General features: G+C 70.6%; 21 protein-coding genes. 14 read left to right on the top strand and 7 right to left on the bottom strand.

Translation table 11 applies throughout. The features are described 5' to 3' along the window. The first annotated feature begins 123 nt into the window (after nucleotides 1-123). Nucleotides 124-993: a Kdo hydroxylase family protein gene (locus LPC10_RS23135; RefSeq protein ID WP_231344585.1), complete on the top strand. Its 870-nt coding sequence runs from the start codon at nucleotides 124-126 to the stop codon at nucleotides 991-993. A gap of 5 nt (nucleotides 994-998) precedes the next feature. Here LPC10_RS23135 and LPC10_RS23130 read toward each other — a convergent pair whose 3' ends face one another. Beyond that, nucleotides 999-2,078: an AI-2E family transporter gene (locus tag LPC10_RS23130; protein WP_231344584.1), complete on the bottom strand. Its 1,080-nt coding sequence runs from the start codon at nucleotides 2,076-2,078 to the stop codon at nucleotides 999-1,001. A gap of 268 nt (nucleotides 2,079-2,346) precedes the next feature. Here LPC10_RS23130 and LPC10_RS23125 point away from each other — a divergent pair, with 268 nt between their 5' ends. From LPC10_RS23125 to LPC10_RS23095, 7 genes are all read left to right on the top strand, one after another. After that, nucleotides 2,347-2,835, top strand: a complete 489-nt coding sequence (locus tag LPC10_RS23125) for a hypothetical protein (RefSeq protein WP_231344583.1) — start codon at nucleotides 2,347-2,349, stop codon at nucleotides 2,833-2,835. 222 nt (nucleotides 2,836-3,057) lie between these two features. Continuing rightward, nucleotides 3,058-3,354 carry an acyl carrier protein gene (locus LPC10_RS23120; RefSeq protein WP_003601886.1) on the top strand — a complete coding sequence of 99 codons (297 nt, stop codon included), beginning with the start codon at nucleotides 3,058-3,060 and terminating at the stop codon, nucleotides 3,352-3,354. Between the two features lie 28 nt (nucleotides 3,355-3,382). After that, a complete protein-coding gene (locus LPC10_RS23115; protein WP_231344582.1) occupies nucleotides 3,383-3,847 on the top strand; it encodes a 3-hydroxyacyl-ACP dehydratase FabZ family protein in 465 nt (154 codons plus the stop codon). After that, nucleotides 3,844-4,989 carry a beta-ketoacyl-ACP synthase gene (locus LPC10_RS23110; protein WP_231344581.1) on the top strand — a complete coding sequence of 382 codons (1,146 nt, stop codon included), beginning with the start codon at nucleotides 3,844-3,846 and terminating at the stop codon, nucleotides 4,987-4,989. Before LPC10_RS23115 ends, LPC10_RS23110 begins: the two co-directional genes overlap by 4 nt. Before the next feature lie 256 nt (nucleotides 4,990-5,245). Continuing rightward, entirely contained in the window at nucleotides 5,246-6,532 is a 1,287-nt protein-coding gene (locus LPC10_RS23105; RefSeq protein ID WP_231344580.1) for a beta-ketoacyl-ACP synthase, read from the top strand. Beyond that, nucleotides 6,529-7,302, top strand: a complete 774-nt coding sequence (locus tag LPC10_RS23100; RefSeq protein WP_231344579.1) for an SDR family NAD(P)-dependent oxidoreductase — start codon at nucleotides 6,529-6,531, stop codon at nucleotides 7,300-7,302. The genes LPC10_RS23105 and LPC10_RS23100 overlap by 4 nt, the downstream gene beginning before the upstream one ends. A 12-nt stretch (nucleotides 7,303-7,314) precedes the next feature. Next, nucleotides 7,315-7,599, top strand: coding sequence for an SH3 domain-containing protein (locus LPC10_RS23095; RefSeq protein ID WP_133091379.1), 285 nt, complete (start codon nucleotides 7,315-7,317; stop codon nucleotides 7,597-7,599). Nucleotides 7,600-7,715: 116 nt separating this feature from the next. Here the strand turns inward: LPC10_RS23095 and LPC10_RS23090 are convergent, their stop codons facing one another. Then, nucleotides 7,716-11,405, bottom strand: a complete 3,690-nt coding sequence (locus LPC10_RS23090; protein ID WP_231344578.1) for a PAS domain-containing protein — start codon at nucleotides 11,403-11,405, stop codon at nucleotides 7,716-7,718. Between the two features lie 333 nt (nucleotides 11,406-11,738). Here LPC10_RS23090 and LPC10_RS23085 point away from each other — a divergent pair, with 333 nt between their 5' ends. Beyond that, a complete protein-coding gene (locus LPC10_RS23085) occupies nucleotides 11,739-12,761 on the top strand; it encodes a zinc-binding dehydrogenase (protein ID WP_231344577.1) in 1,023 nt (340 codons plus the stop codon). A gap of 55 nt (nucleotides 12,762-12,816) precedes the next feature. Here LPC10_RS23085 and LPC10_RS23080 read toward each other — a convergent pair whose 3' ends face one another. Genes LPC10_RS23080 through LPC10_RS23065 form a run of 4 tightly spaced genes read right to left on the bottom strand, consistent with a single transcriptional unit; the run spans nucleotide 12,817 to nucleotide 16,296 of the window. After that, nucleotides 12,817-13,257, bottom strand: coding sequence for a cupin domain-containing protein (locus tag LPC10_RS23080; protein WP_231344576.1), 441 nt, complete (start codon nucleotides 13,255-13,257; stop codon nucleotides 12,817-12,819). Next, a complete protein-coding gene (locus tag LPC10_RS23075) occupies nucleotides 13,254-14,915 on the bottom strand; it encodes an SDR family oxidoreductase (RefSeq protein WP_231344575.1) in 1,662 nt (553 codons plus the stop codon). The genes LPC10_RS23080 and LPC10_RS23075 overlap by 4 nt, the downstream gene beginning before the upstream one ends. Before the next feature lie 23 nt (nucleotides 14,916-14,938). Next, nucleotides 14,939-15,805 carry a hypothetical protein gene (locus tag LPC10_RS23070; RefSeq protein ID WP_231344573.1) on the bottom strand — a complete coding sequence of 289 codons (867 nt, stop codon included), beginning with the start codon at nucleotides 15,803-15,805 and terminating at the stop codon, nucleotides 14,939-14,941. Between the two features lie 5 nt (nucleotides 15,806-15,810). Further along, nucleotides 15,811-16,296, bottom strand: a complete 486-nt coding sequence (locus tag LPC10_RS23065; protein WP_231344572.1) for a hypothetical protein — start codon at nucleotides 16,294-16,296, stop codon at nucleotides 15,811-15,813. Between the two features lie 143 nt (nucleotides 16,297-16,439). On the opposite strand from LPC10_RS23065, the gene LPC10_RS23060 reads away from it, so the two are divergent. Beyond that, nucleotides 16,440-19,373, top strand: a complete 2,934-nt coding sequence (locus LPC10_RS23060; protein WP_231344571.1) for a phosphoenolpyruvate carboxylase — start codon at nucleotides 16,440-16,442, stop codon at nucleotides 19,371-19,373. Between the two features lie 36 nt (nucleotides 19,374-19,409). Here LPC10_RS23060 and LPC10_RS23055 read toward each other — a convergent pair whose 3' ends face one another. Continuing rightward, on the bottom strand, nucleotides 19,410-19,664 hold the full coding sequence (locus LPC10_RS23055) for a hypothetical protein (protein ID WP_012456739.1): 255 nt from the start codon (nucleotides 19,662-19,664) through the stop codon (nucleotides 19,410-19,412). A gap of 287 nt (nucleotides 19,665-19,951) precedes the next feature. Between LPC10_RS23055 and LPC10_RS23050 the strand changes: the two genes are divergently transcribed. The 4 genes from LPC10_RS23050 (at nucleotide 19,952) to LPC10_RS23035 (ending at nucleotide 23,907) form a co-directional block, all read left to right on the top strand. Next, nucleotides 19,952-20,155: a hypothetical protein gene (locus tag LPC10_RS23050; RefSeq protein WP_231344569.1), complete on the top strand. Its 204-nt coding sequence runs from the start codon at nucleotides 19,952-19,954 to the stop codon at nucleotides 20,153-20,155. Nucleotides 20,156-20,301: 146 nt separating this feature from the next. Continuing rightward, on the top strand, nucleotides 20,302-20,652 hold the full coding sequence (locus LPC10_RS23045) for a hypothetical protein (protein ID WP_231344568.1): 351 nt from the start codon (nucleotides 20,302-20,304) through the stop codon (nucleotides 20,650-20,652). 427 nt (nucleotides 20,653-21,079) lie between these two features. Beyond that, on the top strand, nucleotides 21,080-21,559 hold the full coding sequence (locus tag LPC10_RS23040; RefSeq protein ID WP_108943105.1) for a (2Fe-2S)-binding protein: 480 nt from the start codon (nucleotides 21,080-21,082) through the stop codon (nucleotides 21,557-21,559). Then, a complete protein-coding gene (locus LPC10_RS23035; RefSeq protein WP_231344567.1) occupies nucleotides 21,556-23,907 on the top strand; it encodes a xanthine dehydrogenase family protein molybdopterin-binding subunit in 2,352 nt (783 codons plus the stop codon). The genes LPC10_RS23040 and LPC10_RS23035 overlap by 4 nt, the downstream gene beginning before the upstream one ends. The last annotated feature ends 174 nt before the right edge of the window (nucleotides 23,908-24,081 follow it).

The raw sequence follows: 24,081 nt of genomic DNA, 5'->3' as shown, positions 1-24,081 counted from the left end.
CGATGCTTCGTCCACCGCAAAAGAACGGAAGCGGGCCAAAGTCCGCGGCCGCTTAACAAGTTGGCAGGACCCGAACCGGTCGGTTACACCGCGCACCATCGTATCGTGCGGAAACGACCAGCCATGATCAGCCCCGTCCTTCCCGTTTCGCGCTCCGAGGCGGCACCGGGCGCGCCCGCCCTCGTCGAGGCGCTGGAGAGCGGCTCGGTCCTCGTTTTCCGCGACCTCGACTTCCCCTTCGACGCCTTCGAGCAGCGCTTCGTCGAACGCCCCTTCGCCGACGGCAAGGCCAAGAACGTCTCGATCCGCAACGAGACCGCCGAGCTGCGCGGCGGGGCCGGCAGCGAGGAGGAGCAGGCGCGCCTGCGCGACCTGCTGGTGCGCTACCGCCGCTTCGCGCAAGACCTGATCGACACCTATCTCCCGGCCTACCGCGAAAAGGTCTCGCTCGCGGGCACCTCCTACCGACCCTTCGACGTCGACAAGCGCAAACTGAGCTGGCGGCGCGACGACACGCGCATGCATGTCGATGCCTTCCCCTCGAACCCGATCGGCGAGCGACGCATTCTGCGCATCTTCCGCAACATCAACGCCGAGGGGCAGCCGCGGCTGTGGCGGGTCGGCGAGGATTTCGGCTCGATGGCCGAAAAGTTCCTGCCGAAGCTTCCCGGCTATTCCGGCCTCTCGGCGAGCGTGCTGGCGGCCCTCAAGATCACCAAGGCGCGGCGCTCGGAATACGACCACCTGATGCTGCACCTCCACGATGCCCTGAAGCGCGACCTCGACTACCAGGCCAACGCGCCGCAGGCGGATGTGCGCTTCCAGCCTGGCGAGACCTGGGTGACGTTCTCCGATCTCGTGATGCACGGCGCCATGGGCGGGCGCTACATGCTGGAACAGACCGCCTACATCGCGGTCGCCGACCAAGCCGACCCGGAAAAGAGCCCGCAGCGGATCCTGGCGCGCAAGCTCGGACGACCGCTCAAGCACTGAGAGTTTCAGTCCGCCGCCTCCGGTCCCTCCGTCAATTCCCGCCACAGCAGGATCAGCGCGGCCATCACCGCCGGTCCGACGAACAGGCCGAGCAGACCGAAGGTCTCGACGCCGCCAAGGATGCCGAGCAGCACCCACAGGAAGGGCAGGCGGGTGGTACCGCCGATCAGCGCCGGGCGCACGAAGTGGTCGGCCACGAAGGTGACGACGAAGCCCGCCGCCAGCACGATCGCGGCGGGCACCACCGCACCGCCGGCCAGCAGCAGCACCGCGGCGAGCCCGAAGGCCAAGGGCGCACCGAACGGGATCATCGCCGCGACCGCGGTGAGCGCCCCGAACAGCACCGGATGCGGCACGCCGGCCAGCGCGTAGACGATGCCGAGCAGGAAGCCCTCGCCGAGCCCGACGAGGACGAGCCCATCCACGGTGCCGTGGACGGAGGCCACCATCTGGCGCGCCACCCGCTCGCCGCGCGGCCCGAACAGGCGCTGGCTCGCCCGACGCGACTGGGCGACGACGGCGTCGCCCTCCCGGAACAGGAAGAACAGCGCCAGCAGGCAGAAGCCGAACAGCACCACCCGATGCACGAGTCCGGCCCCGACGGTGCGGGTGAGGTCGCGGCTTGTGGTGGTGTTGAGCCGCTCGCTGAGTTCGTGCGCCAGCCCGGCATGGGCGAGGTGGGTGTTCCACCACTCCGTCACCGCCGCGGCGCCGTAGGGCAGGCGGGCGACGAAATCCGGCACCGGGATGCCGTTGCGTTCGGCCTCTCGGGCATGCGCCAGGAGATCGTGCGCCTCGCGGCCCGCCTCGACCGCCAGCACGGCGATGGGCAGCAGCAGGAGCAGGGCGACGAGGCCGGTGAAGACCGCCGGCCAGAGAATGTTGTGCCGGCCCGGCGGGAAGCGGCGGCGGGCGCGGGTGAAGAGCGGCCACAGAGCGATGGCGAGCACGACCGCCCAGATCAGGGCACGCAGGAAGCCGGACAGGATGACGAGGCCGAGCGCCAGCAGCCCGGCGACGAGGAGCGCGCGCAGCATCCACTGGCCGCGGGCGGTCTCGATCTCGACCTCATCGCCACCGCCCATCACCGCCTCGCTCGCCCGTCGCCGCCGTGGCAGCGCGGGCAACCTATGGCGCTCGAGGCCGCAATCCAGAGGGTGCCTCACGCCACCGCACGATCACGCTTCCTCATCCTGCTTCGATCTCGCCCACCGCGACCGGTCGGATCAACGCCGCCTTTCAGGAACGAACTGCGAACAAAGACTTGACGTCCCTGGCGTCCGGACGCACTGTTCATGGAACGTTCCAGACCGATTCGCGGCTGTCTCAGCGGCGGGCAAGGCGGAGGCTTCCATGATCGAGATCGGTTTCGACGACGACGCGCTCGACCGGCCGGCCTCTGCGGCGCAGGGACCGTCTCCCGACCGGGACTGGCGCATCCTCGACGACGGTCTCGAACATCCTGCGAGCGGCTACTTCATCGCCCGCGAGGAGATCGCCAGCCGCCGGGGCGACGGCCTGTGGACCTGGCCGATGCAGCTCGCCGAGAAGGCGTGGTGCGCGCCCTTGGGCTTTCGCGGGGTCTTCCTAGCCGCGCTCGAGCGCTACGGCGTGGCGGCGGACGCGGATCTCGCTCGCTCTTTCGCTCTGGGCTTCGGCATCCAGGATGCGGGACAGCGGCACAACGACCGCTTCGTCGCACTCGGCGAATTGGTGCGCCCGCGCACGGCGGAGCGCAAGCGGGTGCTGCCCGTCGAGGGCCGCCGCTCCGGCCGCGAGCGGCCGCGCCAGGGCGCGGACACCCGCATGCCAGCCCTCGACCTCAGCCGCTCGGCCGGCTGAGAAGGGCGGAGAGGGCAGCACAGGAGGCCGGCCCTCGCTCGACGCGACGCCCGAGGTTGCCCGCGCTCCACCGCTTCGTGTAAGGGGTCGCGATCTTTTCAGACGCGCCATCGGGAACCGGCGGCGGAGCGGGGCCGCGGACCGGCTCGGGCGCCATGGGGGCGTGCCGCGTGAGGGGTCGGCGACGCCGGACATGAAGAATCGAGAAAGCGGCCAGCCCTAATGTCGAACGAGACCGCCACCTTCGACCGCGTCGCGGACATCATCGCCGAGACGGCGGACATCCCGCGCGACAAGATCACGCCCGAGAGCCACGCCATCGACGATCTCGGCATCGATTCGCTCGCCTTCCTCGACATCGCCTTCGCGGTCGACAAGGCCTTCGGGATCAAGCTGCCGCTGGAGCGCTGGACCCAGGAGGTCAACGAGGGCAAGGTCCCGGCCGAGCAATACTTCGTGCTGAAGAACCTCTGCGCGCGCATCGACGCGCTGGTCGCCGAGAAGGCCGCCAAGGCCTGATCCGTCGGGCCGGGGGGATTCACGCGCCATGCGGCTCGAATATTTCGAGATGATCGATTCCGTGGTGCGGCTCGACCGCGCCGCCGGCCGCATCGAGGCGCGCGCGCGCGTGCCTGAGGCGAGCCCCGTCTTCGAGGGCCATTTCCCCGGCCACCCGCTGGTGCCGGGCGTGCTCCTCACCGAGACCATGGCGCAGGCCTCCGGCTACCTCGTGCTCGCCCATCTCGACTTCGCGCAGATGCCGTTCCTCATGGCCGTGGACAAGGCGCGCTTCCGCTCCTTCGTCGGCCCCGGCGCGGCCCTCGACATCACGGCGAGCCTGGAGCACGACGGCTCGGGCTACGCGGTGACGAAGGCCGCCATCCGCCACGAGGGCAGGGCGCTCTGCGACGCGGAGCTGCGCTTCCGCACCATGCCGTTCCCCGCCACCATGGAATCGCTGATCCGCGAACGCGCCCGGACGATCGGCCTCCTGGAGGGAGAGCAGCCGTGAGCCGCTTCCAGACCCGCGACGTCGTCGTCACCGGGATCGGCCTCGTCTCCTGCGCCGGCGAGGGGATCGAGGCGCATCTGACTGCCTTTGCCTCGGACGCGCCGCCGCGCACGGATACCGAGACCTTCGCGCCCTATCCGGTGCATCCGGTGGCGCCGCTCGCCCTCGACACGCAGATCCCGAAGAAGTCGGACCAGCGCCAGATGGAGCTTTGGCAGCGGCTCGGCGTGTACGCCGCCGGCCTCGCCCTCGACTCCGCCGGGGTGAAGGACGATGCAGGCTTCAAGTCGGCGCTCCCGCTCGTGGTGGCGGCGGGCGGCGGCGAGCGCGACTACACGGTCGACGGGACGATCCTCACGGGCTTGCGCGGGACCAACGATCCCGGCGCGTTCCTCAACGAGCGGCTCCTGAACGACCTGCGGCCGACGCTGTTCCTGGCGCAGCTCTCGAATTTGCTCGCGGGCAATATCAGCATCGTCCACGGCGTCACCGGCGCCTCGCGCACCTTCATGGGCGAGGAGTCGAGCGGGGTCGATGCGTTGCGCATCGCGCATGCCCGGATCGCCTCGGGTCAGGTCGAGACCATGATGGTGGGCGGGTCCTACAACGCGGAGCGGCCGGACGTGATGGTCATCCACGAGATGGGTGGCTACCTCCTGAAGCCCGCCTACCGGCCGGTGTTCGAGCGTGGAGGCGAGGGGAAGGGCGGGTTCGTGCTCGGCAGCGCCGCCGCCTTCCTCGTGCTGGAAGCGGCCGAGCACGCCGCCGCCCGCGGCGCACGGGCCTTCGCCCGGCTGATGCCGGTGGCCAACGACCGGATCGCCCGCGCGCCGGGCAGCGTCTCGGCGAGCCTGACCCGCCTGATCGGCGAGGCGGGAATCGAACGGCCGGACGTGGTTCTCTCCGGCGCCACCGGTTTGTCGGATCTCGCCGCGGAAGAGATCGCGGGCATCCATACGGCTCTACCGGGTGTGGGCATCCGCGCCACGGGCGACGTGGCCGGCCATCCGATGGAGGTCGCGGCTCCGTTCGGGGCGGCCTTGGCATCCGCGCTCTGCGCGGTCGGCTCCGCCCGTGAGGTGGCAGTCACCTCCGTCGGCCACCGCCGCGGCGAGGGCGTTATCCGCGTCGTGAAGGTCTAGAGCATCGTCCCGAAAGGTGGTCACCGGCTTTCGGAACCAGACGATGCGGAAAACAAGAGGATAGAGCATCGTCCCGAAAGGTGGCCTCCGGCTTTTGGAAAAAGACGATGCGGATACAACAGCCGAAAGCATCGTCCCGAAAGGCGGCCGTCGGCTTTCGGAAGACGACAAGGCAGGAAAGAGGGCCACCGGTCCGGAGATCGCCGCCGCCGCGGCCCGGATGCGTGCCGGCCTGAAATGATTGTCTGAGGCCCCGATGGCAGAACCGCGCTCCTCATCCACCCACGACGCCCAGGGACGCCCGCTCGTCGCGGTGACGGGCCTCGGCATCGTCACCTCGCTCGGCCGCGGCGTCACCGAGAACTGGGACGCGCTGACCGCCGGGCGCTCCGGCATCCGTGCGATCAGCCGCTTTCCCACCGATGGCCTGCGCACCCGCATCGCCGGCACCGTCGATTTCCTCGACACCGATCCGCTGGTGGCGCCGCTCCTGTCGGAACGCTTCGCCATGGTCGCGGCCGAGGAGGCGGTGAGCCAGGCCGGCATCGGCGCGGGCTTTCCCGGCGGCCTGTTCGTGGCAGTGCCGCCGGTCGAGATGGAATGGCCGCAGCGCCAAGCGCTGGCAGAGGCCGCGGGCGAGCCGGACGAGGTGAGCTATGCCGGCCTCCAACGCGCCGCTGCGACCCGACGCTTCGATGCGTGGCACGACCTGTTCATCTTCGGCACGGTGGCCGACCGGCTCGCCGACCGCTTCGGGACCCGCGGCTCACCGATCTCGCTCTCGACCGCCTGCTCGTCGGGGGCCACCGCGATCCAGCTCGGCGTCGAGGCGATCCGCCGTGGCGAGATGGAAGCCGCGCTCTGCATCGGCACCGATGGCTCGGTGAACCCCGAATCGCTGATCCGCTTCTCCCTGCTCTCGGCGCTGTCGACGCAGAACGACCCGCCGGAGGCTGCCTCCAAGCCGTTCTCGAAGAACCGCGACGGTTTCGTCATGGGCGAGGGCGCCGCCGCCCTGGTGCTGGAAAGCGCCGAATCGGCACGGGCGCGCGGGGCAAAGATCCTCGGCTACGTGCTCGGCTGCGGCGAGAAGGGCGACGGCTTCCATCGCACCCGCTCCAGCCCCGACGGGGCACCGGTGATCGCAGCGATGCGCGCGGCGCTCGACGACGCGGGGATCGGGCCGGATCAGATCGATCACGTCAACGCGCACGGCACCTCGACGCCGGAGAACGACAAGATGGAGGCGCTCGGCTGCTCGGCGGTGTTCGGCGAGCGGATCGCGGGCCTGCCGATCTCGTCCAACAAGTCGATGATCGGCCACACGCTGACGGCGGCCGGCGCGATCGAGGCGGTGGTCTCGCTGCTGACGATCCGCGAGGGGCGCATCCCGCCGACGATCAACTACGCTCTGCCCGATCCCGCGCTGCTCCTCGACGTGGTGGGAACCGCCCGCGACACCTCCGTCTCGCGGGTCCTGTCGAATTCCTTCGGCTTCGGCGGGCAGAATACCTGCCTCGTCCTGGGAGACGAGCCCGCATGAGCACGGACAAGAGCGGGACGCCGAAATCCGTCCTCGTCGTCGGCGGCGCCTCGGGTCTTGGTGCGGCGACCGTCCGCGCCCTGGCCTCGGCCGGCTACGCCGTGACCTTCACCTACCGCTCCTCGCCGGAGCGCGCCGGGGCGCTCGCCGACGAACTGGCGCAGACGCATGGCGAGGGCCGGATCACCGCGCGCGCCCTCGACCTGTCGGACCGGGATGCGGTGGAGGCATTCTGCGATTGGGCCGAGGCCGAGGGCTTTTACGGCTACGTCCACAATGCCGGTCAGTCGGCGGACGCGCTCGCGGCCATGCTCGACCGCGACCGGTCGGAAGCCGCGATGCAGGTCAATTTCTGGTCGATGACCCGGATCGCCAAGGCGCTGGTGCGCGGCATGATCCGGGCGCGCGCCGGCCGCATCGTCGCCATCGGCTCGGTGGCGGCGCTTCAGGCCAATGCCGGCAACGCGGCCTACGCGGCGACCAAGGGCGCGCTGATCGCCTATTGCCGGACGCTGGCGATCGAGTCGGCCAAGCGCGGCGTCACCGTCAACGTCATCGCGCCCGGCTTCATCGATACCGAGATGCTGGCGGGCTATGCGAGCCACCGCGAGGGCATCGAGCGCCAGATCCCGCTCGGGCGCTTCGCGAGGCCGGAGGAAGTCGCGGCGCTGGCCGCCTTCCTCGTCGGCGAGGGCGGGGCCTACATTACCGGGGCGGTACTGCCGGTCGATGGCGGGTTGACCGCGATGATGGGCATCCATCGGACCTGACGCGCGACCGCGATGCCCCGCTCCCTGCCCGCCCTCGCCGTCGCCCTCATCCTCGCGGGCGGCGTCTCCGTTCGGGCGGCCGAGACGTTCCGGGTCGAGGGCCTGCCGCGGGACGACAGCCTGACGATCCGCGAGGCGCCGGATGCGGGCGCGCCGGCGCTGGGACAGATCCCGGCCGGCCGCCGGGTCCTCGGCTTCGGCTGCACCAATGAGACGCCGAGCGGCCTGACATGGTGCCGGGTGAAATTCGAGCGCACCCTTGGATGGGCCCGGCGGCGCTACCTCACGCCGGATTGAGCGGCCCTCGGAACGCCACCCGAGAGGCAGCCGCAGGCTCTTGGCGGAAGACGCGTCGAAACATGGGCCGAGAGCATCGCCCCGGCCGATATCCCGGACGCTCCTCGGGCGTCGATCTACGGCTCGGCCAGCAGCGTGTCGGCGAGGAAATGGACGACGCGCTTCAGCTCGACCGGCTTTTGAAGGCGCCCCACATCGGCGAAGTCCGGTGGGATCACGCCCTCGTCGTAGCCCGTGATGAACACGAACGGCACGCCGCGCTCGCGCAGAAGGGCCGCCAGGGTGAAGGACGGTCCGGAGCCTAGGTTGATGTCCACCAGAGCCGCCGCCGGCCGGCCGTCCTCGAGGGCCTCGCGGGCGGCCTCCTCGGTCGGGCAGGGGCCGATCACCTCCGCCCCCGCTCCCTGAAGCGCGCGGGCGGTGTCGGTCGCGAGGTAGTAATCGTCCTCCACCACGAGGACGCGGTGGCCGCTCAGGTCTGCTTGGCCGGTCATGTCGAGCGCTCCTCCGGACACGGTCGCACGCTGCGGGGCATCCGTTTCCAGAATGCTCGCTTCGTCGCGCAGCGGAAATTCGAGGCGGCACCGGGCCCCGTCCGGGCCGATCTCCAGGCGGCCGCGTCCGCCCAGCTCGTAGGGCAGGCGCCCTTCGACCAATTCACGGCCGAAGCCATTGCGGACGGAGGCGGGGTGCCCGTTTCGGCTCACGTCCTGCGCCGCGTTTGGAGCGCCCGCCTCGACCCAATCGAAGCCCAGCCAGGTTTCGCCGCGCTTCTCGAACAGAGCCCAACGCACCCGCACGCGGCCCTCCGGCACCCCCAGCGCACCGTATTTCAGCGCGTTCGTCGCCAGTTCGTGCACCGCGAGGGTCAGGATCTCCGCGGCCTTGGGCGACAGTTCGACTTCGGGTCCGGACAGGTCGTACTGGTCCTCGCGCAGGGCCTGGGCGCTTACCTCGTCGTGGACGATGGTCGCCACCGGCACGCCCGCATTGGCGGAGCGGGTGAGAAGCGCCTGGACGCGGGAGAGCGTGAGAAGCCGTCCGCCGACGAGAGACGCGTAATCCGCCACGGACTCCGCCCGCTCGCCGGTGCGGGCGACGATCGAGCGGGTCACCGCCATGATGTTGCGAACCCGGTGCTGCAGTTCGGCCAACAGCACGGCTTGGTGCCCGGTCAACAGCTTGGCCTCGGTGGTGTCGGAGGACAAACCACCGATGCGCCGCACCCGGCCCTGCTCGTCGCGCAGGGGGAAGAGCGTGCTACGGATCCAGCGGAAGGCGCCGTCGACGGGGCGCTGGATCCGGAATTCGTTGACCAGCGACTCGCCGCCCGCCACCCGTTGCAGATTCATGAAGCTGCGCTCGCGATCCTCCGGCAGCATGTGGCGGGCCCATTGCCGGACATCGCCCCCGAGAATATCCGGATCGACGCCGTACACGGTCCGCAGCGCCGGACTGATGAACTCCATTTCGAGCGTCTCCGCGTTGCGGATCCAGAGCACGTCGGACGAGGCCTCGGCAAATTGCCGGAAGCGCTCCTCGCTCTCGCGCAGGCGCAGCTCGGCGCGTTTCGCCCGAAGGGCGTGCCAGATCGCGGGCGCCAGCGCCTCGACCGCCTCCAGATCCTCCGGGCGGTAGCCACCCAGGCGGTTGCCGAGTCCGATCAGGCCCCGGGTCTTGTCGCCCTGCTTCAGCGGGACACCGAGAAAGGCGGTCAACGGCACGTGGCCGGCGGGCGTGCCGACGCGATCGGGGTGGGAGGCGAGGTCGTTGACGATGAAGCTTTCCCCGTCCCGCAGCACCCGCCCGTAGATGCCGTGAACGGCAAGACCCAGGTCCAATTTGCCCGGCGGGAGACCGCTGCCTCCCTCACCCGCCAGCACGGCGTAATGGGCCCGGCTCCGGTCGCTGAAGAACAGGCCGTCGAGGCGCCCGGTCGCCTCGTCGATCTCGCCCATGAAGCCGATGGCGCTGTCGGTCAGTTCCTCGGCCAGATCGAGGGAGATGCGCGCCAGACTCTCTTCCGATGACGCGCCGAGCGTCTCGCTGAAGACGAGATTGATTGCCTGAAGAACGGCGTTGTTGCGCCTGACGCGCTCCTCGGCCTGCCGTCGCTCGGTCACGTCGATCGAGACGCCGACGAAGCGGCCATCCTCCAGCGGCCGGCCCGAACTGCTGAGCCAGCGGTACTGTCCGTCGGCGCGGCGGAACCGGGCCTCGTCGGCGAAGGGACGGCCTTGCGCGAACGCCTCCCGAAAGAGAGCGACATGCCGCTCCGCATCCGCGGGATGCAGGAACCTCTCCCAGCCGTCGCGCGCGAGGACGTCGAAGTCCACGCCGAAGAAGGCGAGGTAGTGCTCGTTGACGAAGATGGCGCCCTGAGTGTCCACGTCCCAATGGAGGACCGGCGCGGCGTCGGCCATGGTGCGCAGCCGCATGTCGGCCTCGCGCACGCTCCTCTCGGCACGGGCCCGCTCCATCGCCGCCCAGATGCGCTCCCCGGTCTCGACGACGAGCGCGACCTCCGACTCGGTCCAGTCGCGCGGCTCGGCGCAGATGACGTTGAGCGTCCCGACCAATTCGCCTTGCTTGACGAGGGGCGCTCCGATCCAGGCGACGAACTGCCTCTCCTGCAGGATCGCTCGATCCGCCTCCGGTATCAGATCGGTGGCGGAGACATCGGTCAGGACGGCCGGCTTCGCCGCCTGATAGAGCGGGGCCAGCCAGCGGACACGCGAGAGGGGATGCATGCCCACATAGCCGCGTCGCAACGGCTTGCGCAGATACTCCCGCTCCACGACCAACTGGTCCTTCGGCCGCTCGATCGCTGCGCAGAAGGTGCGGTCCGCATCGAGGTGGTCCCCCAGGAGGCGACAGGCTTCGGCCTGTATCGCGGCGGTATCGGCGAGGGGACGGAGCGCGTCACTGAGCCGGAGCAGGAAGGCCTGCTGCTCCTCGCGCTGGCGAAGGGCCTGTTCGGTGATCTTGAAATCGTGGATGTCCTCGGTGCTTCCGTACCAGCGGACGATCCTGCCCTGCGCGTCGCGACGCGGATAGGCGCGGGACCGCAACCACCGATACGCATCCGAGCCGTTTATGCGCACGCGGTGCTGGATATCGAGCGGCTCGCCGGTGCGGACGCACGTCATCCAGCGCTCGATCGTGGCCTGGGCGTCGATCGGGTGCTGCACCTCGATCCAGCTCTTCCCGTAACCGCTGACGCCCGTCCATTCGCGGAACCGCGTGGGGATGAAGTCGATGGCCCCGTCCCGGTCGGCCGTCCATGAGATCTGCGGATTGAACTCGACGGTGTGACGCAGGTGCTCCTCACTCTCCCGCAGGGCCTGTTCGGCGAGGATGCGCGCCGTATTCTCCAAGATCACGGCGTACAGACCTCGGATCGTGCCGGCCTCGTCCCGGAGCGGAATCCAGCTCGCGGTGAACCAGCCGACCGGCCGCTCCGCGCGGGACGGCAATTCGAAGAACTCATCCGTGTGGCGTTGCGTCTCGCCCCGGAGCGCGGCCGCGATCATCCCGTGATCGGACACTTCCGGCCAGACTTCGGCGAGCGGAGACCCGAGCGCCGCGTGTTTGGCGCCGAGGATGGGGATGTAGGCGTCGTTGTAGAGGAGCGTGAGGTCCGGCCCCCAGGCGAGCAGGCTCGGCAGGGCCGAGCCGACCGTCATCTCCACGGCCGTCTTCAGACTCTGCGGCCAGTCCTGCATCGGACCCAGGCCCGTCGTCGCCCAGGCAAAAGTCCGGATACGCTCGACCATCTCGCCGCTGCCGATCGGCCAGACTGTCATGTGCACGCTCATCCGGCGCCAGAAACACGTTCGAATCGGAAAGTCACGCCCCTATTACTGAACAGTCGCTCGCCACAATGGATCAATCGCAAACGACATCGGCAAGACCTTTCAACCTCGAATTGTTTTTCTTCTTTCATGCTCTTGGCCGAGATCCCTGCCGCCGTTTCGAGCCGGAGCCCGCCACCGGATTGAGCCGCGGCCGGTTTCGAACGATAAGCCCGGCTGCCCGGACACGTCCGGCGCCGCGAAGCGGGGCAGGGTTTCCGCGCGGCAACCGCCATCTTCGAGGAGGGTGACGAGCCCTCCTCCGCGCAGACGAGATCGATCCTGATGCAAGCCCTCCAGCTCTTCGGCGACCGCGACTTGCGCCTGACCGAAGTCGAGCCGCCGCCCGCGCCCGGGCCGGGCGAGGTGCAGCTCCGGGTGCGCGCGGTCGGGCTCAACTTCATCGACGTGTGGGGCTTTCGCGGCATGGCGTTCGCCAAGCGCAAGCTGCCGCTCACCGTCGGCGCGGAGGCCGCGGGCGAGATCGCGGCGGTCGGCGAAGGCGTCGAGGGGCTCTCCGTCGGCGATGCCGTGGTGCCCTACGGCGCCCTGACCTGCGGGACGTGCCGCGCCTGCCGCGAAGGCCGCGACAACCTGTGCGAGGACGTCTCCGGGGTCATGGGCTTCCATCTCGACGGCTTCGCCCGCGAGCGGGTCAACCTGCCGGCCCGGCTCGTTGTGAAGGTGCCGGGTGGCGTCGATCACGTCCAGGCGGCCTGCGCCGGCATCGCCTTCGGCACCGTCCAGCACATGCTGTTCGATAACGCGCGGCTGGAGCCCGGCGAGTCGATCCTCGTCCAGGCCGGCGGCTCGGGAATCGGAACGGCGGCGATCAAGATGGCCAAGGCAATCGGCTGCACGGTCTACACGACGGTGGGCGACGACGCGAAGGGCGAGAAGGCCAAGGCGCTCGGCGCCGACCACGTCATCAACTACCGCGAGGAGCGCTTCGAGGGCGAGGTGCGGCGGTTGACCAAGCGCAAGGGCGTCGACGTCGCGTTCGAGCATGTCGGGCCCGAGACGTGGAACGGCTCGCTGCTCTGCCTCAAGCGGGGCGGGCGACTCGTCACCTGCGGCTCGACCTCGGGCGTCTCGGTGCAGATGAACCTGATGCAGTTGTTCCAGCAGCAGTACCGCATCACCGGTTCGTTCGGCTGCCGCATCGCCAACATCCGCCAGAGCCTCGACAAGATGGCCGCCGGCCTCACCCCCGTCGTCGATACGGTGCTGCCGCTCGCCGACTTCGCGCAGGGGCTGGAGCGCCTGGAATCGCGCAAGGTGTTCGGGAAGATTCTGGTGACGCTGTAGCACCGGATCGGGTCGCCTGGGGGCCTCGGTCGAAGTCCCGCACGCCGCCCCGCCGTCAGCGCCGCGGGGTCGGGCGCCAATCTTCCGGCGCCATCTCGAAGCCCGCGAACGCGAAGCCCGGCGAGACCGTGCAGCCGACGAGCGTCCAGGCGCCGAGGCTGGTCGCCGTCTGCCAGTGCCCCGCGGGCACTACGAGCTGCGGGCGTTGGCCGCGCAGGAGGTCAGGTCCGAGATGATGGGCCGAGGCGTCGTGGCCGTTGGGGCTCATCGTGATCACCATCGGCGCACCGGCATGCCAGTGCCAGATCTCGGCCGCGTCCACCCGGTGCCAGGCCGAGGTCTCGCCCACACCCAGCAGGTAGTAGATCGCGGTGCCGACCGAGCGGCCTTCCACTTGGCGCGGATCGCGAAACGTCTCGCGGTAATGCCCGCCCTCCGGATGGGGCTTGAGCGCGAGGGCCTCGATCACCTGCGCCGCCGTCAGACCGTCGCTCATGGGGTCTCGTCCTCTCTCCCGTCGCAGCGGACCAGCCAGCCGCGGTAATGCACGAGCAGCCCGAGGAGCGGCAGGAACAGGGCCACGTCGAAGCGGAAGCGGCCCTCTCCATCGACCCGCTCGCTCGCCTGCGTCGTCGGCCGCAGGGCGTGTAGCAGGGGCAGCGGGCCGAGCCGCCAGCCCGTCACCGCCATGTCGAGCCCGTCCGCGTGGCCGCTCACCGCGAGATCCATCGCGAACGGGCCGAGATGCTCGCGCACCTGCCCGCTCCCGTCGAATCCGACGCGCTGCATCCGGCTGGAGAAGCGGCGGCCCGGAAACCAGCGCGTCCAGCGCTCCGCGCCGGCCTCGAGGTCGGGCTCGATCGTCACGCGGATCGGCCCGTCCGCCATGGCCGGCGGCAGCCGGAACAGCAGGGCGACGAGGGCGACGACGGGACCGCGTCCGCGCCGGACTTCGGCCCGGCCGCGGAAGGCGCCATCGCCGACCGAGCCGTGCAGGGCGCGGACCGCCTCGGGCAGTTGCGCGAAGCCGGCTCCGAGCGCCCGCTCGATCAAGGGCACGGGGTGATCGACGTCGCGGCGAGTGCGGATGGCGAGGCGGTCCATCTCCGCCTCGATCGCAGCGAGCGGCAGCACGCCGACGCACGGATAGGCGCCCACAGGGATCGGTGCGGCGGAGGGATCGGTGAGCCGGCGGATCGCAGCAAGGGCGGGCAGGGTCGGGACAGAGGGCCCATCGCCGGCCTCCGCGACGAGGCTCCACACGGCACGCGTCGGCCGGCCCGACGCATCACGGCCCAGAACCTCGACGCTCATGCCGCCGCTGTCGCTGCCGAAGCGATCGAGCCAGCCGGCGATCACGAGGAAGGGGCGGGCGAACGGCACGAGCGAAGGCAGGAGGCGCCACCGCACCGGCAGGCTCGCGAGGCTCAGGCCGAGGTGCAGCAGGGGCAATTCGAGCCCGGCCCGAAACAGGGCCGTGCGCAGACGGGGAAAGCGGGCGGGCAGGATGTCGAGGTCGGGCGTCTCGCACAGGCTGGCGAAGCGCCGGCCGAGGCCCGGCACGGCGATCCGGCTCAGCAGGCCCCAGCCGGGCCGGCTCCGCCAGGTGCCGGCCTGCAGGAGCCGCACCGGCCGGCCGGCATAGGAGAGGATCGCCCGCATCACCGAGAGGCCGCGGGGCGCCCGGTTGCCCGGCACGATGACGACCCGCACCGTCTCGACCGAGCGCCAGCCGTCGGTCAGCGCGTCGAGGGCGGCGTTCGACAAGGCAGGGGTCGAACTCGCGCCGGTCAGCGCGACGACGCCGTTGGCCCGTGCCAGCGGGTCGAGGGCGGGGAAGGCCGCCACGAAGTCACGGCCGTCGGCGAGGTCGAGATAGGGCAGGCCGGCCTCGATCGCCGCGCGCGCGAGTGTCGGCGCGCCGCCCTGGAACGGTCCGGCCGCATCCACCACGATGGCGGCGCCGAGCGCGCGCAGGTCGGCCGCCTCGACCCGCGTCGCGTCGAGACGCGCCGCCCGGCCGCGCCCCTCCGGCACGGTGCGGGCCACGGCTTCCGCCCTGGCCCGGTCGCGGCCGGCGACGATCACGGCGAGATCGGTGGTAGCGGCGAGCCCGGCGACGAGCCGCGCCCCGAAGGCGCCGGCCCCGCCCACCACGAGGATGGCAGGCGGCTGCGTCAGGGAATCGCCCCCTGCGGCAGGGCCGAACCTGGCAGGCGTGGCGGCGGCGCGCCGGGCGGTGGCTTCACGCCCGCGGCTTTCGCGGCCTCGCGCGCCGCGGCCTTGGCCGCCTTCTCAGCCTTCTCCGCCTCGGCCGCGATGGCCTCGGGCGTCGGCGCCATGCGGCGGGCCTTGGGCGGCGGCAGCAGCTTGCCCGAGGGCGCGGTGCCGCATTCGCGGAAGCGCAGCTCGGCCAGCGGCTCGCTGGTCTCGGTATTGATCGGAAGGCTGTCGGGAAGCGCCACCAAAGAGGGGTTCCACTGGATCTTCCCGCCGATGGTCCCTTCCAGCGTCGCCGGCGATCCTCCGCGACGCAGGGAGAGCAGGTCCGGCCCGTAGGCGGTGGCGACCTTGCCGGCGACCACGACCTGGAGCACGCGGGTGACGTCGGGCGTGAGCGGTCGCAGGGGGTTGTCGATGGTGATGGTGCCGCTGCGCGTCACCCACAGATCGACGTTCCTGGCCCCCTGATAGCGGACCGCCTGGTCCGGTTCGCAGACCACCGGCGGCGCGGCGAAGTTCGTCGCGACGGGAGCCGGATCAGCCGCGGGGGCCGCCGCGGCCGGCACAGCGGCGGGCTTCGTGTCCACGGCTTTCGCGTCCGCGGGCGCCGAGGCTGCGGGCGTGGCGTCGGACTTCGCTTCGGGCTTGGCCTCCGGTTTCGGCTTGGGCTTGGGCTTGGGCCGCGGCTTCGGCTTCGGCGCCTCCGGCACGGCCTCGGACTCGGCGGGGGCCTCGTCCTGCGCGCGGGCGGCAGGGATCGTCGCCGGGGCGACCGCCATCCACGCCGCCGCGAGGGCGATGATCGGGACGCTCCGTTTCATCGGGCTCATCGGGCCGGCCGGTCCTTCGCCTCGGAGGGCGGGGTCGCGTCGGGCTCCAGCGCCTGTTTCAGCGCCCGGTTCTGCTGGTCGAGAAGTTGATCGAGCATCCGGCTATCGAGTTCTTCCGCTTCGAACCTCTTTGATGTCCCGGCGCCGCGCACGCTTGCCGCGCCGTCCACCACCTCTCCCTCGATGATCCGGCCCTCGATCACGGGACCCTCGGCCATCCGGCCGCCCATGACCTGGGCATCGAGGGCGCGGGCATCGAGCACCTGCGCCCCGCGGTCGATCGGGCTGGGTTCGGCGGCGGTCAGCACCTTCGAGACTTCGTCCGCGTTGTCGGCCCATTCCTCCTCGCGGGGAAGGCGCAGGGGAGGCTGGCGCGGCCCCTTGGAGAGGGTGACCACGAAGATGCAGGCGAGCAGGGTCGCCGCCACCGCGGCCAGGATCACCAGGGTCTCCATGATCGGCACGACCCTAGACCGGATCACGCGCCGTTGCACGCGCTCAGGGACACGGAGCCTTGAGACGGGGTCCCCTGCAGGAACGGTCCTTGCGTCGCGGGCCGAAGGGTGAGAACCGCGTGGGCGCCGCCGTCCGACGGTCACCGGCCGCGCACGACCAGGAACGCTCGATGCCCCTCGAAGACCCCCGCTTCGGCCAAACGCAACCCGCGGATCGCACCGTCGACGGTCGCGAAGCGGCCGATCGCGACCTGGAAGCCGAGCTTCTCGACCTCGTCGCCCGCACCCGCGAGCAGGCGAGCGAGGATCCGTTCCGCAATCCTGTCCTGGCCGTCACGCTCGCGATCACGCGCCGGATCGACCGCGACGAGATCGGGGAGTCGGATCTCGATGCGCTGCTCGCCACTCTGCGGCGGCGGGCGCTCACGGCGCGCGCCGAGCGGCTGCGCGCCTATGTCGGCCTCGATGCCGACACATCGGCCGGGGAGCCGGCCGCCGTGGTGGACCTCGCCAACCGGCTCGTGGCGGCGGTGTCGCGGGGCTCGGGCGATTTCGAGACGTTCCGCGATCGCGTCGGCCGCACCGCCTTTGCTGCGGTGTTCACGGCGCATCCGACCTTCGGCATGCCGCGGGCGGTGGCCGAGCGGATCGCGCGGGCCGCCTCGCTGGCGGATGCCGACAAGCGCGCCCCGATCATCGGCGAGGCCGCCGCCCGCTCGACCCGGCCCGACCCGCAGATCAGCCTCGACGACGAGTTCGAGCAGGCCTGTGTCGCCGCCAACCACGGCCGCGCGGCCATCGACGCCTTCAACGGCGCGATCCTCGACGCCGCCCGCGCCCGCTGGCCGGACCGCTGGACCGAGCTGGTGCCCAAGCCACTCGCCATCGCGAGCTGGGTCGGCTGCGATACCGACGGCCGCACCGATATCGGCTGGTGGGACACGATGCGCTACCGGCTGATCTCGAAGCGCATGCAGTACGACCGCCTGCTGCGCGACCTGCCCGACATCCCCGCCACCCGCGTCGTGCGCGAGCTGACGGCGGGCGCGCGCGACGCCGTCGAGCGCCAGCTCGCGGGCGCGCCGCTGCTGGGCACCAAGCCGTCCCTGGAGGCGGTCCACCGCTTCGCGCTGGCCCTCATCATCGAGCGGGAGCGGGCGCAGACCGATGCCGGGCCGATCCTGGCCGGTCTCGCCGCCGCGCTCGGTGCCGCCGAGTCGGACGCGGATCGTCGTGCCATCGCCGTGTTGCGCTCCGGCGTGGCCGCCCACGGCCTGTCGAACGCCCTGCCGCATTTCCGGCTCAACGCCAGCCAGATCCACAACGCGGTGCGCCGGGTCATCGAACTCGAGGGCGAACCGACCGATGCGGCGCAGCGCCGCTCGCACCTCTCGGCGATCAACACGCTGCTCAACGACGTGCGCCCAGTGCCGGTCGATTTCGGGGCGCTCGCCGCCGAGCGCGCCTCGGCCGCGCGGCTGATGATGACGATCACTCAGATCCTCAAGCATGTCGACGGCACCCATCCGGTGCGCTTCCTCATCGCCGAGACCGAGACCGGCTACACCCTGCTCGCCGCCCTCTGGCTCGCGCGCCACTACGGCATCTCGGACAAGCTCGAGATCACGCCGCTGTTCGAGACGGCGAGCGCGCTGGAACAGGGCATCCGCGTGCTCGACGACGCGCTGCGCAACCCGCATTGGCGCGCCCACCTCAAGCGGCTCGGCCGGCTCTCCGTCCAGTTCGGCTACTCGGATTCCGGGCGCTATGTCGGGCAGTTGGCCGCCACCTTCTGGATCGAGCGCCTGCGCCTGCGCATCACCGAACTGATGACGCAGAACGGGCTGTCCGACATCGAACTCGTCATCTTCGACACCCACGGAGAATCGATCGGCCGCGGCGCCCATCCGACATCCCTGCGCGACCGCCTCGCCTATCTCGCGCCGGAGGATTCGCGCCGGCGCGACGCCGCGGCGGGCATCCGCGAGCGGCTCGAATCGAGCTTCCAGGGCTCGGACGGCTACCTGATGTTCGGCTCCCCCGAACTCGCGGGCGCCTCGGTGGCGCGCATCGCCGAGCACGTCTTCGCCGACGCGCTGACCGAGGACGACGCCTTCGCCGACTACGCGCTCAACGAGAAGGCGGCGCCCGCCGGTGCCGACCCGATCTACGAGGAGGCGGATTTCGCCGCCGAGTTCTTCCGCGTGGTCCGCCAGGACATGGAAGCGCTGGTGGACGACCGCGGCTACGCGGCGCTCCTCGGCACCTTCGGCCCGAGCCTGATCGACCGCACCGGCTCGCGCCCCGTCGCGCGCCAGTCGGATGGCGGCGGCCCCGCCGCGATCACCCATCCGCGCCAGATGCGGGCGATCCCCAACAACGCGATCCTGCAGCAGCTCGGCTATCTCGCCAACTCGCTGCACGGCGTCGGCCGCGCCGCGCACCGGGCGCCGGAGCTGTTCCGCCACATGCGCCAGAATTCGGTGCGCTTCTCCCGCGCCTTCCGCCTTGTGCAGCACGCCGCCAGCGTCGGCGACCTCGACGTGATGCGCGCCTATATCGATACCCTCGACCCGGCGGTGTGGCTGGAGCGCGCCCGGCGTACCCGGCGCGACGCACGCCGCGACGAACTCGTCACCATCGCCGCGGCGCTGGAGCGGCTGAACCTCGCCCCCGACCTGCGCCGCCTGTTCGGTCGGCTCACCCGCGACGGCCTCTTCCTCCAGGCGGCGGCGCCGGATCTGGCGACGATGTCGACCCGGCTCGCCCTGCTCCACGCGATCCGCCTCGCGCTGATCCACCGGATCTGGTTCCTGGCCGCCCACATCCCGAACTTCCGGCCGCAGGCGGGCCTGACCCGCGAGATGCTGCTGGAGCGCTTCCTGCGCCTCGACATCGACGGCTGCCTGAAGCTGCTCGACGAGATCTACCCGGTGACGCCCGACCCGACGCTTGGCCTCAATTTCGGCGAGCCGCCGGGCCCGCGCGACGTCGGCACCTACGAGACCGAGCACAACACCCTGTTCGGGCCGATCCGGCGAATGTTCGAGCGGGTCCGCGAGATCTCGGGGATCATCCAGCACGAGGTCGGCGCGTTCGGCTGAGGACGGAGGGCAGGGGGCTGGCGCCCCCTGCCGGCCTCAGTGCTTCATCATGCTCTCGAGGCTCTCGAAGCTCGCATCGGGCTCGACCTTGCCGGCGAAGCGGGCCAGCCGGCTCAGGCTCGGCTCGGCGAGGCCGCCGGCATTGGCGTAGGTGGCGAGCGCGAAGCTCACCAGAAGCTCGGCCTCCTCGTGGGTCATGGCCCGGCCGCTCAGGGTGCTGGCCGCCCCGCGCACCGCAAGGGCGGCTTGGCGGAAGGCGGGGTCGTTCTTCAGTTCGTCCAGGCGGCTCATGGCGTCCTCGGGGCCGTTCTCGGGGCCGTTCTCGGTGTTGTGTCGTGCGGCCGACGCGGCCGGCCGTGCAGGCTCGTTCGTGAAACGCGCCAAGTGCCGACGCGTCTCCGGCGGGGCCGGCGCCGCGGCTGTCAGCCTAAGCGCGGCTTAAGTGAACCGGGTCCGAACGCAAACACCGCCCCATTGGAAAGGCAGCGGGTTGTTCTGTGCCGCCCCTCGCCATCCCTGCGGGCAATGATAGATTCGCCCATTCGTTTGGCTCGCGGGCGGCGAGGGGAGGGCGAACCATGGAAGCGATCGGCGAAGGCATCGACGGCGACGAGACCAACATGCCCGCCTATCTCGACGGCCGCCGGGCGGCCGAGCGGCGCGAGGATGCAGCCGCCAACCCGCATCCGGCGGGCTCGGACGAGCACCGTCTCTGGCGGGCGGGCTACGCCGCGGTGACGGCACCCGACATCGTCGCCGACCAAGTCGGCGATTTCGCCTGAGACACGGCCCCGGAACCATTGCGCGAAGCGAGCGCCTTCGCCTCGGCCCGTCTCGCGAAGCGTCCGCTGCGGCGCCGTGCCGGACGGGGCGGAAGCGGCGGGGCATCGTGGCGGCAAATCCTGAGAAGCGGCGCGGAGAAGCGACGATGCGGGTGCTGGAAACACCGGATGGGCGCTACATCGTCGTGCACGGCCGGCTGTGGCGGCGTCACCGGCCCGACCTCGAACCCATGCAGCGCGACCGCTTGGTCCGTGACCTTATGGAGGCCCGCCGCGCGGTGCGGGCCGCCAAGCGTTCCGGCGAGGCGGCGGCGCTCGCGTGCGCACGGGCGGCGGTGGATGCCGCCAAGCACGGGCTCGGCGAGCGCGGGCCGGTCTGGTGGACCGACGGCGCGCCCGACCAGAACCGCCGCATGATCGCCAACACGCCCTACGCCGCTTGGTACGCGGGCCTGCCCGAATCCGTAAAAGCCGATCACGACCGCCGCAGAGGTTAGGGCGGTTCGACGCAACATTTGCTGCCGAGTTCGTGTGTGGGATCGCACAGACGATTTCGCAGTTTGCCGCCCATCGCGCCCGACCCGGCATCTGGGGCACCAAAGCATCGGACACGACCCGGTCGCGCGATTGCCACAGCCTCCCAGTTCTGATTAATTCCAGATAAGAAATGCAGTCGAGGCCGCCTCACGGCGTCCGCATCGTCGCGGCGGAGCGACAACGCCGCCCCCGCGATCGACGACAGGCACAGTCAAGAGCCGGACGGCTTCGCCCGTGAACCGGCCGCCACGGCACCGCTCCACCCGCCCGTCGGGCCTCGGATCGGTCCCGGTACGGCATCCAAGGGGAACGGAAGATCGATCCGGCCGCCGGGCGCGCATTCCAGCCGCTCGCGCGCCCTTCCTTCTGAAACGGCAGATGGCAGCGATGATAAAACTCACGGTCAATGGAGCCGAACGCAGCTTCGACGGCGATCCCGAAATGCCGTTGCTCTGGTACCTGCGCGACGAGCTCGGCCTCACCGGCACCAAATTCGGCTGCGGCATCGCCCAGTGCGGCGCCTGCACGGTCCATCTCGGCGGCACTGCCGCGCGGGCCTGCATCACCCCGGTCTCGGCGGCGGAAGGCCAGGAGATCACGACGATCGAGGGGCTCTCCCCCGACGGCAACCACCCGGTCCAGGTGGCGTGGCGCGACCTGAACGTGGCCCAGTGCGGCTACTGCCAAACCGGCCAGATCATGCAGGCGGCCTCGCTCCTCAAGGACAGCCCGAAGCCAACCGACGCCCAGATCGACGAGAACATGAGCGGCAACATCTGCCGCTGCGGCACCTATCCGCGCATCCGCGCCGCGATCCATCAGGCTGCCGGCCAGACGGCGCCCGCGAACAAGGGAGAGCGCCTGTGATTCACGAAGCCAAGCTGATGGCCGAACTCGCCGCCTCCAAGGATTCCGCCGGCCCGGTCCGGCTCGACAATGTCAGCCGCCGCGGCATCCTCGGCGGCATGGGCGCCCTGGTGCTCGCCCTCTCGCTCTCGGACCGTGCCAAGGCCGACGAGGGCCAGACCGAGGAGCAGAAGGCTAAGAAGTTCGGCGCCGACGGCATGCCGAACGGCTGGCGCGACGATCCGAAGGTCTTCGTCGCGATCGCGCGTGACGGCACCGTCACCGTCACCAACCACCGCTCCGAGATGGGCCAGGGCGTTCGCACCTCGATCGCCTTCACCGTTGCCGACGAGCTGGAGGCCGACTGGTCGAAGGTGAAGGTGGTCCAGGCCTGGGGCGAGGAGACTCATTTCGGCAACCAGGACACCGACGGCTCGCGCTCGCTGCGCCACTTCTTCCAGCATTTCCGCCATGCGGGTGCCGCCGCGCGGCTGATGCTGATCCAGGCCGCCGCCAAGCAGTGGGGCGTGCCCGCGGGTGAGGTGAAGGCCGAGGGTCACGTTCTGACCCACGCCAAGTCCGGCCGTAAGCTGGGCTACGGCGACGTGGCCGAGGCCGCTGCCGCCCTGCCGGTGCCGGCCCGCGAGAGCGTGCAGCTCAAGAAGCCGGAGGCCTTCCGCTATATCGGCAAGGGCAAGATCGGCCTCATCGACAACCACGACATCACCACCGGCAAGGCAATCTACGCCCTCGACGTGAAGCTCGACGGGATGCTCTACGCCGTCGTCGCGCGCCCGGCCGTCTATGGCGGCAAGGTCGTGAGCTACGACGACACCGAGGCCAAGAAGGTCCCGGGCGTGGTCAAGATCCTCAAGATCGAGGGCGGCGAGATCCCGTCCGAGTTCATGCCGCTCGGCGGCATCGCGGTGATCGCCAAGAACACCTGGGCGGCGATGAAGGGCCGCGAGGCCCTGAAGATCACCTGGGATGATGGCCCGAACGCCGGCTACGACACCGACGCCTTCCGCAAGGAACTCGAAGCCGCCGCACGCAAGCCCGGCAAGGTCGTGCGGGTGGCCGGCGACGTCGATGCGGCGATGAAGACCGCCAAGGCGAAGTTCGAGGCGGAGTACTTCGTGCCCCACCTCGCCCAGGCGCCGATGGAGCCGCCGGCCGCGGTCGCCCGCATCAAGGACGGCGCTTGCGAGATCTGGGCCTGCACCCAGGGTCCGCAGGCGGCGCACGACCGGGTGGTCAAGCGCCTCAACCTGCCTGCCGACAAGGTGCGGGTGAACGTGACGCTGCTCGGCGGCGGCTTCGGCCGCAAGTCGAAGCCCGACTACGTGGTCGAGGCTGCCCTCTGCTCGCAGGCCATGGACGGCCAGCCGGTCAAGCTGGTCTGGACCCGCGAGGACGACATCCAGCACAGCTACTACCACACCATCTCGGTCGAGCGGATCGAGGCGGGCGTCGACGACAAGGGCATGCCGGTGGCGTGGCTCCACCGCTCGGTGGCGCCGACGATCGGCTCGATCTTCGCGCCCGACCCGAAGCATGAGCTGCCGTTCGAGCTCGGCATGGGCCTCGTCAACAACCCGCTCGCCCTGAAGAACCTGCGCTTCGAGAACCCGGAAGCCTCCGCCCATACCCGGATCGGCTGGTTCCGCTCGGTCTCCAACATCCCGCACGCCTTCGCGATCCAGTCCTTCGTGGCCGAACTCGCGCACGCGGCGGGCCGCGACCCGAAGGACTACCTCCTCGAACTCATCGGCCCGGCCCGGAAGATTGATCCGACTGAGATCGGCGACGTCTGGAACTACGGCGAGGATCCGAAGCGCTACCCCGTCGATACCGGCCGCCTGCGCCGCGTGATCGAGACGGTGGCCGACGGCGCCAAGTGGGGCCGCAAGCTGGAGAAGGGCCGGGGGCTGGGCATCGCCGGCCATTACAGCTTCGTCACCTACACCGCGGTCGCAGCCGAGGTGGAGGTTGATGACAAGGGTGGGGTGAAGGTCCACGCCATCGACATCGCCGTCGATTGCGGGCCGCAGGTGAACCCGGAGCGCGTCCGCTCGCAGATGGAGGGCGCGGTGGTCATGGGGATGGGCCTCGCGCTCACCTCGAAGATCACCTTCAAGAACGGCCGGGCCGAACAGGCGAACTACGACGGCTACGAGGTCATCCGCATCGACGCCGCCCCGAAGGTGGTGCGGGTCCATCTCGTGCCCTCGAACGACTACGACAGCCCGCTCGGCGGCGTCGGCGAGCCGGGCGTGCCCCCGGTCGCGCCGGCCATCGCCAACGCGGTCTTCGCCGCCACGGGACGCCGGGTGCGCGAGCTGCCGCTGCGCGACCAGCTCAGCACCTGATCCGCGCTCCGATCCCGGCCCAAAGCCGGGATCGGTCCGCATCCGAGTCCGCGACAAGCGCCCTCGACGCGGCCAACCACACCTCTCGCGAGGTTCGGCCGGTCGCATCGGGGGCGCTTCTCTTCGTCGCCTGCGGGACCCCGTCAGCGCGGATGATCCGCGCGATCGTGCCGG

This window comes from Methylorubrum sp. B1-46, assembly GCF_021117295.1.
Classification (GTDB): Bacteria; Pseudomonadota; Alphaproteobacteria; order Rhizobiales; family Beijerinckiaceae; genus Methylobacterium.
The sequence above is the reverse complement of the archived record's forward strand: the minus strand, read 5'-3'. Positions and strand labels throughout refer to the sequence as shown.

Bases quoted from the DNA above. Each gene is read 5' to 3' on its own strand.
- LPC10_RS23115 (WP_231344582.1), top strand. From the start codon at position 3,383: ATGCGGCTCGAATATTTCGAGATGATCGATTCCGTGGTGCGGCTCGAC.
- LPC10_RS23050 (WP_231344569.1), top strand. From the start codon at position 19,952: ATGGAAGCGATCGGCGAAGGCATCGACGGCGACGAGACCAACATGCCC.
- LPC10_RS23135 (WP_231344585.1), top strand. From the start codon at position 124: ATGATCAGCCCCGTCCTTCCCGTTTCGCGCTCCGAGGCGGCACCGGGC.
- LPC10_RS23100 (WP_231344579.1), top strand. From the start codon at position 6,529: ATGAGCACGGACAAGAGCGGGACGCCGAAATCCGTCCTCGTCGTCGGC.
- LPC10_RS23045 (WP_231344568.1), top strand. From the start codon at position 20,302: ATGCGGGTGCTGGAAACACCGGATGGGCGCTACATCGTCGTGCACGGC.
- LPC10_RS23055 (WP_012456739.1), bottom strand. From the start codon at position 19,664: ATGAGCCGCCTGGACGAACTGAAGAACGACCCCGCCTTCCGCCAAGCC.
- LPC10_RS23070 (WP_231344573.1), bottom strand. From the start codon at position 15,805: ATGAAACGGAGCGTCCCGATCATCGCCCTCGCGGCGGCGTGGATGGCG.
- LPC10_RS23120 (WP_003601886.1), top strand. From the start codon at position 3,058: ATGTCGAACGAGACCGCCACCTTCGACCGCGTCGCGGACATCATCGCC.
- LPC10_RS23130 (WP_231344584.1), bottom strand. From the start codon at position 2,078: ATGGGCGGTGGCGATGAGGTCGAGATCGAGACCGCCCGCGGCCAGTGG.
- LPC10_RS23090 (WP_231344578.1), bottom strand. From the start codon at position 11,405: ATGACAGTCTGGCCGATCGGCAGCGGCGAGATGGTCGAGCGTATCCGG.
- LPC10_RS23105 (WP_231344580.1), top strand. From the start codon at position 5,246: ATGGCAGAACCGCGCTCCTCATCCACCCACGACGCCCAGGGACGCCCG.
- LPC10_RS23085 (WP_231344577.1), top strand. From the start codon at position 11,739: ATGCAAGCCCTCCAGCTCTTCGGCGACCGCGACTTGCGCCTGACCGAA.
- LPC10_RS23040 (WP_108943105.1), top strand. From the start codon at position 21,080: ATGATAAAACTCACGGTCAATGGAGCCGAACGCAGCTTCGACGGCGAT.
- LPC10_RS23095 (WP_133091379.1), top strand. From the start codon at position 7,315: ATGCCCCGCTCCCTGCCCGCCCTCGCCGTCGCCCTCATCCTCGCGGGC.
- LPC10_RS23080 (WP_231344576.1), bottom strand. From the start codon at position 13,257: ATGAGCGACGGTCTGACGGCGGCGCAGGTGATCGAGGCCCTCGCGCTC.
- LPC10_RS23060 (WP_231344571.1), top strand. From the start codon at position 16,440: ATGCCCCTCGAAGACCCCCGCTTCGGCCAAACGCAACCCGCGGATCGC.
- LPC10_RS23125 (WP_231344583.1), top strand. From the start codon at position 2,347: ATGATCGAGATCGGTTTCGACGACGACGCGCTCGACCGGCCGGCCTCT.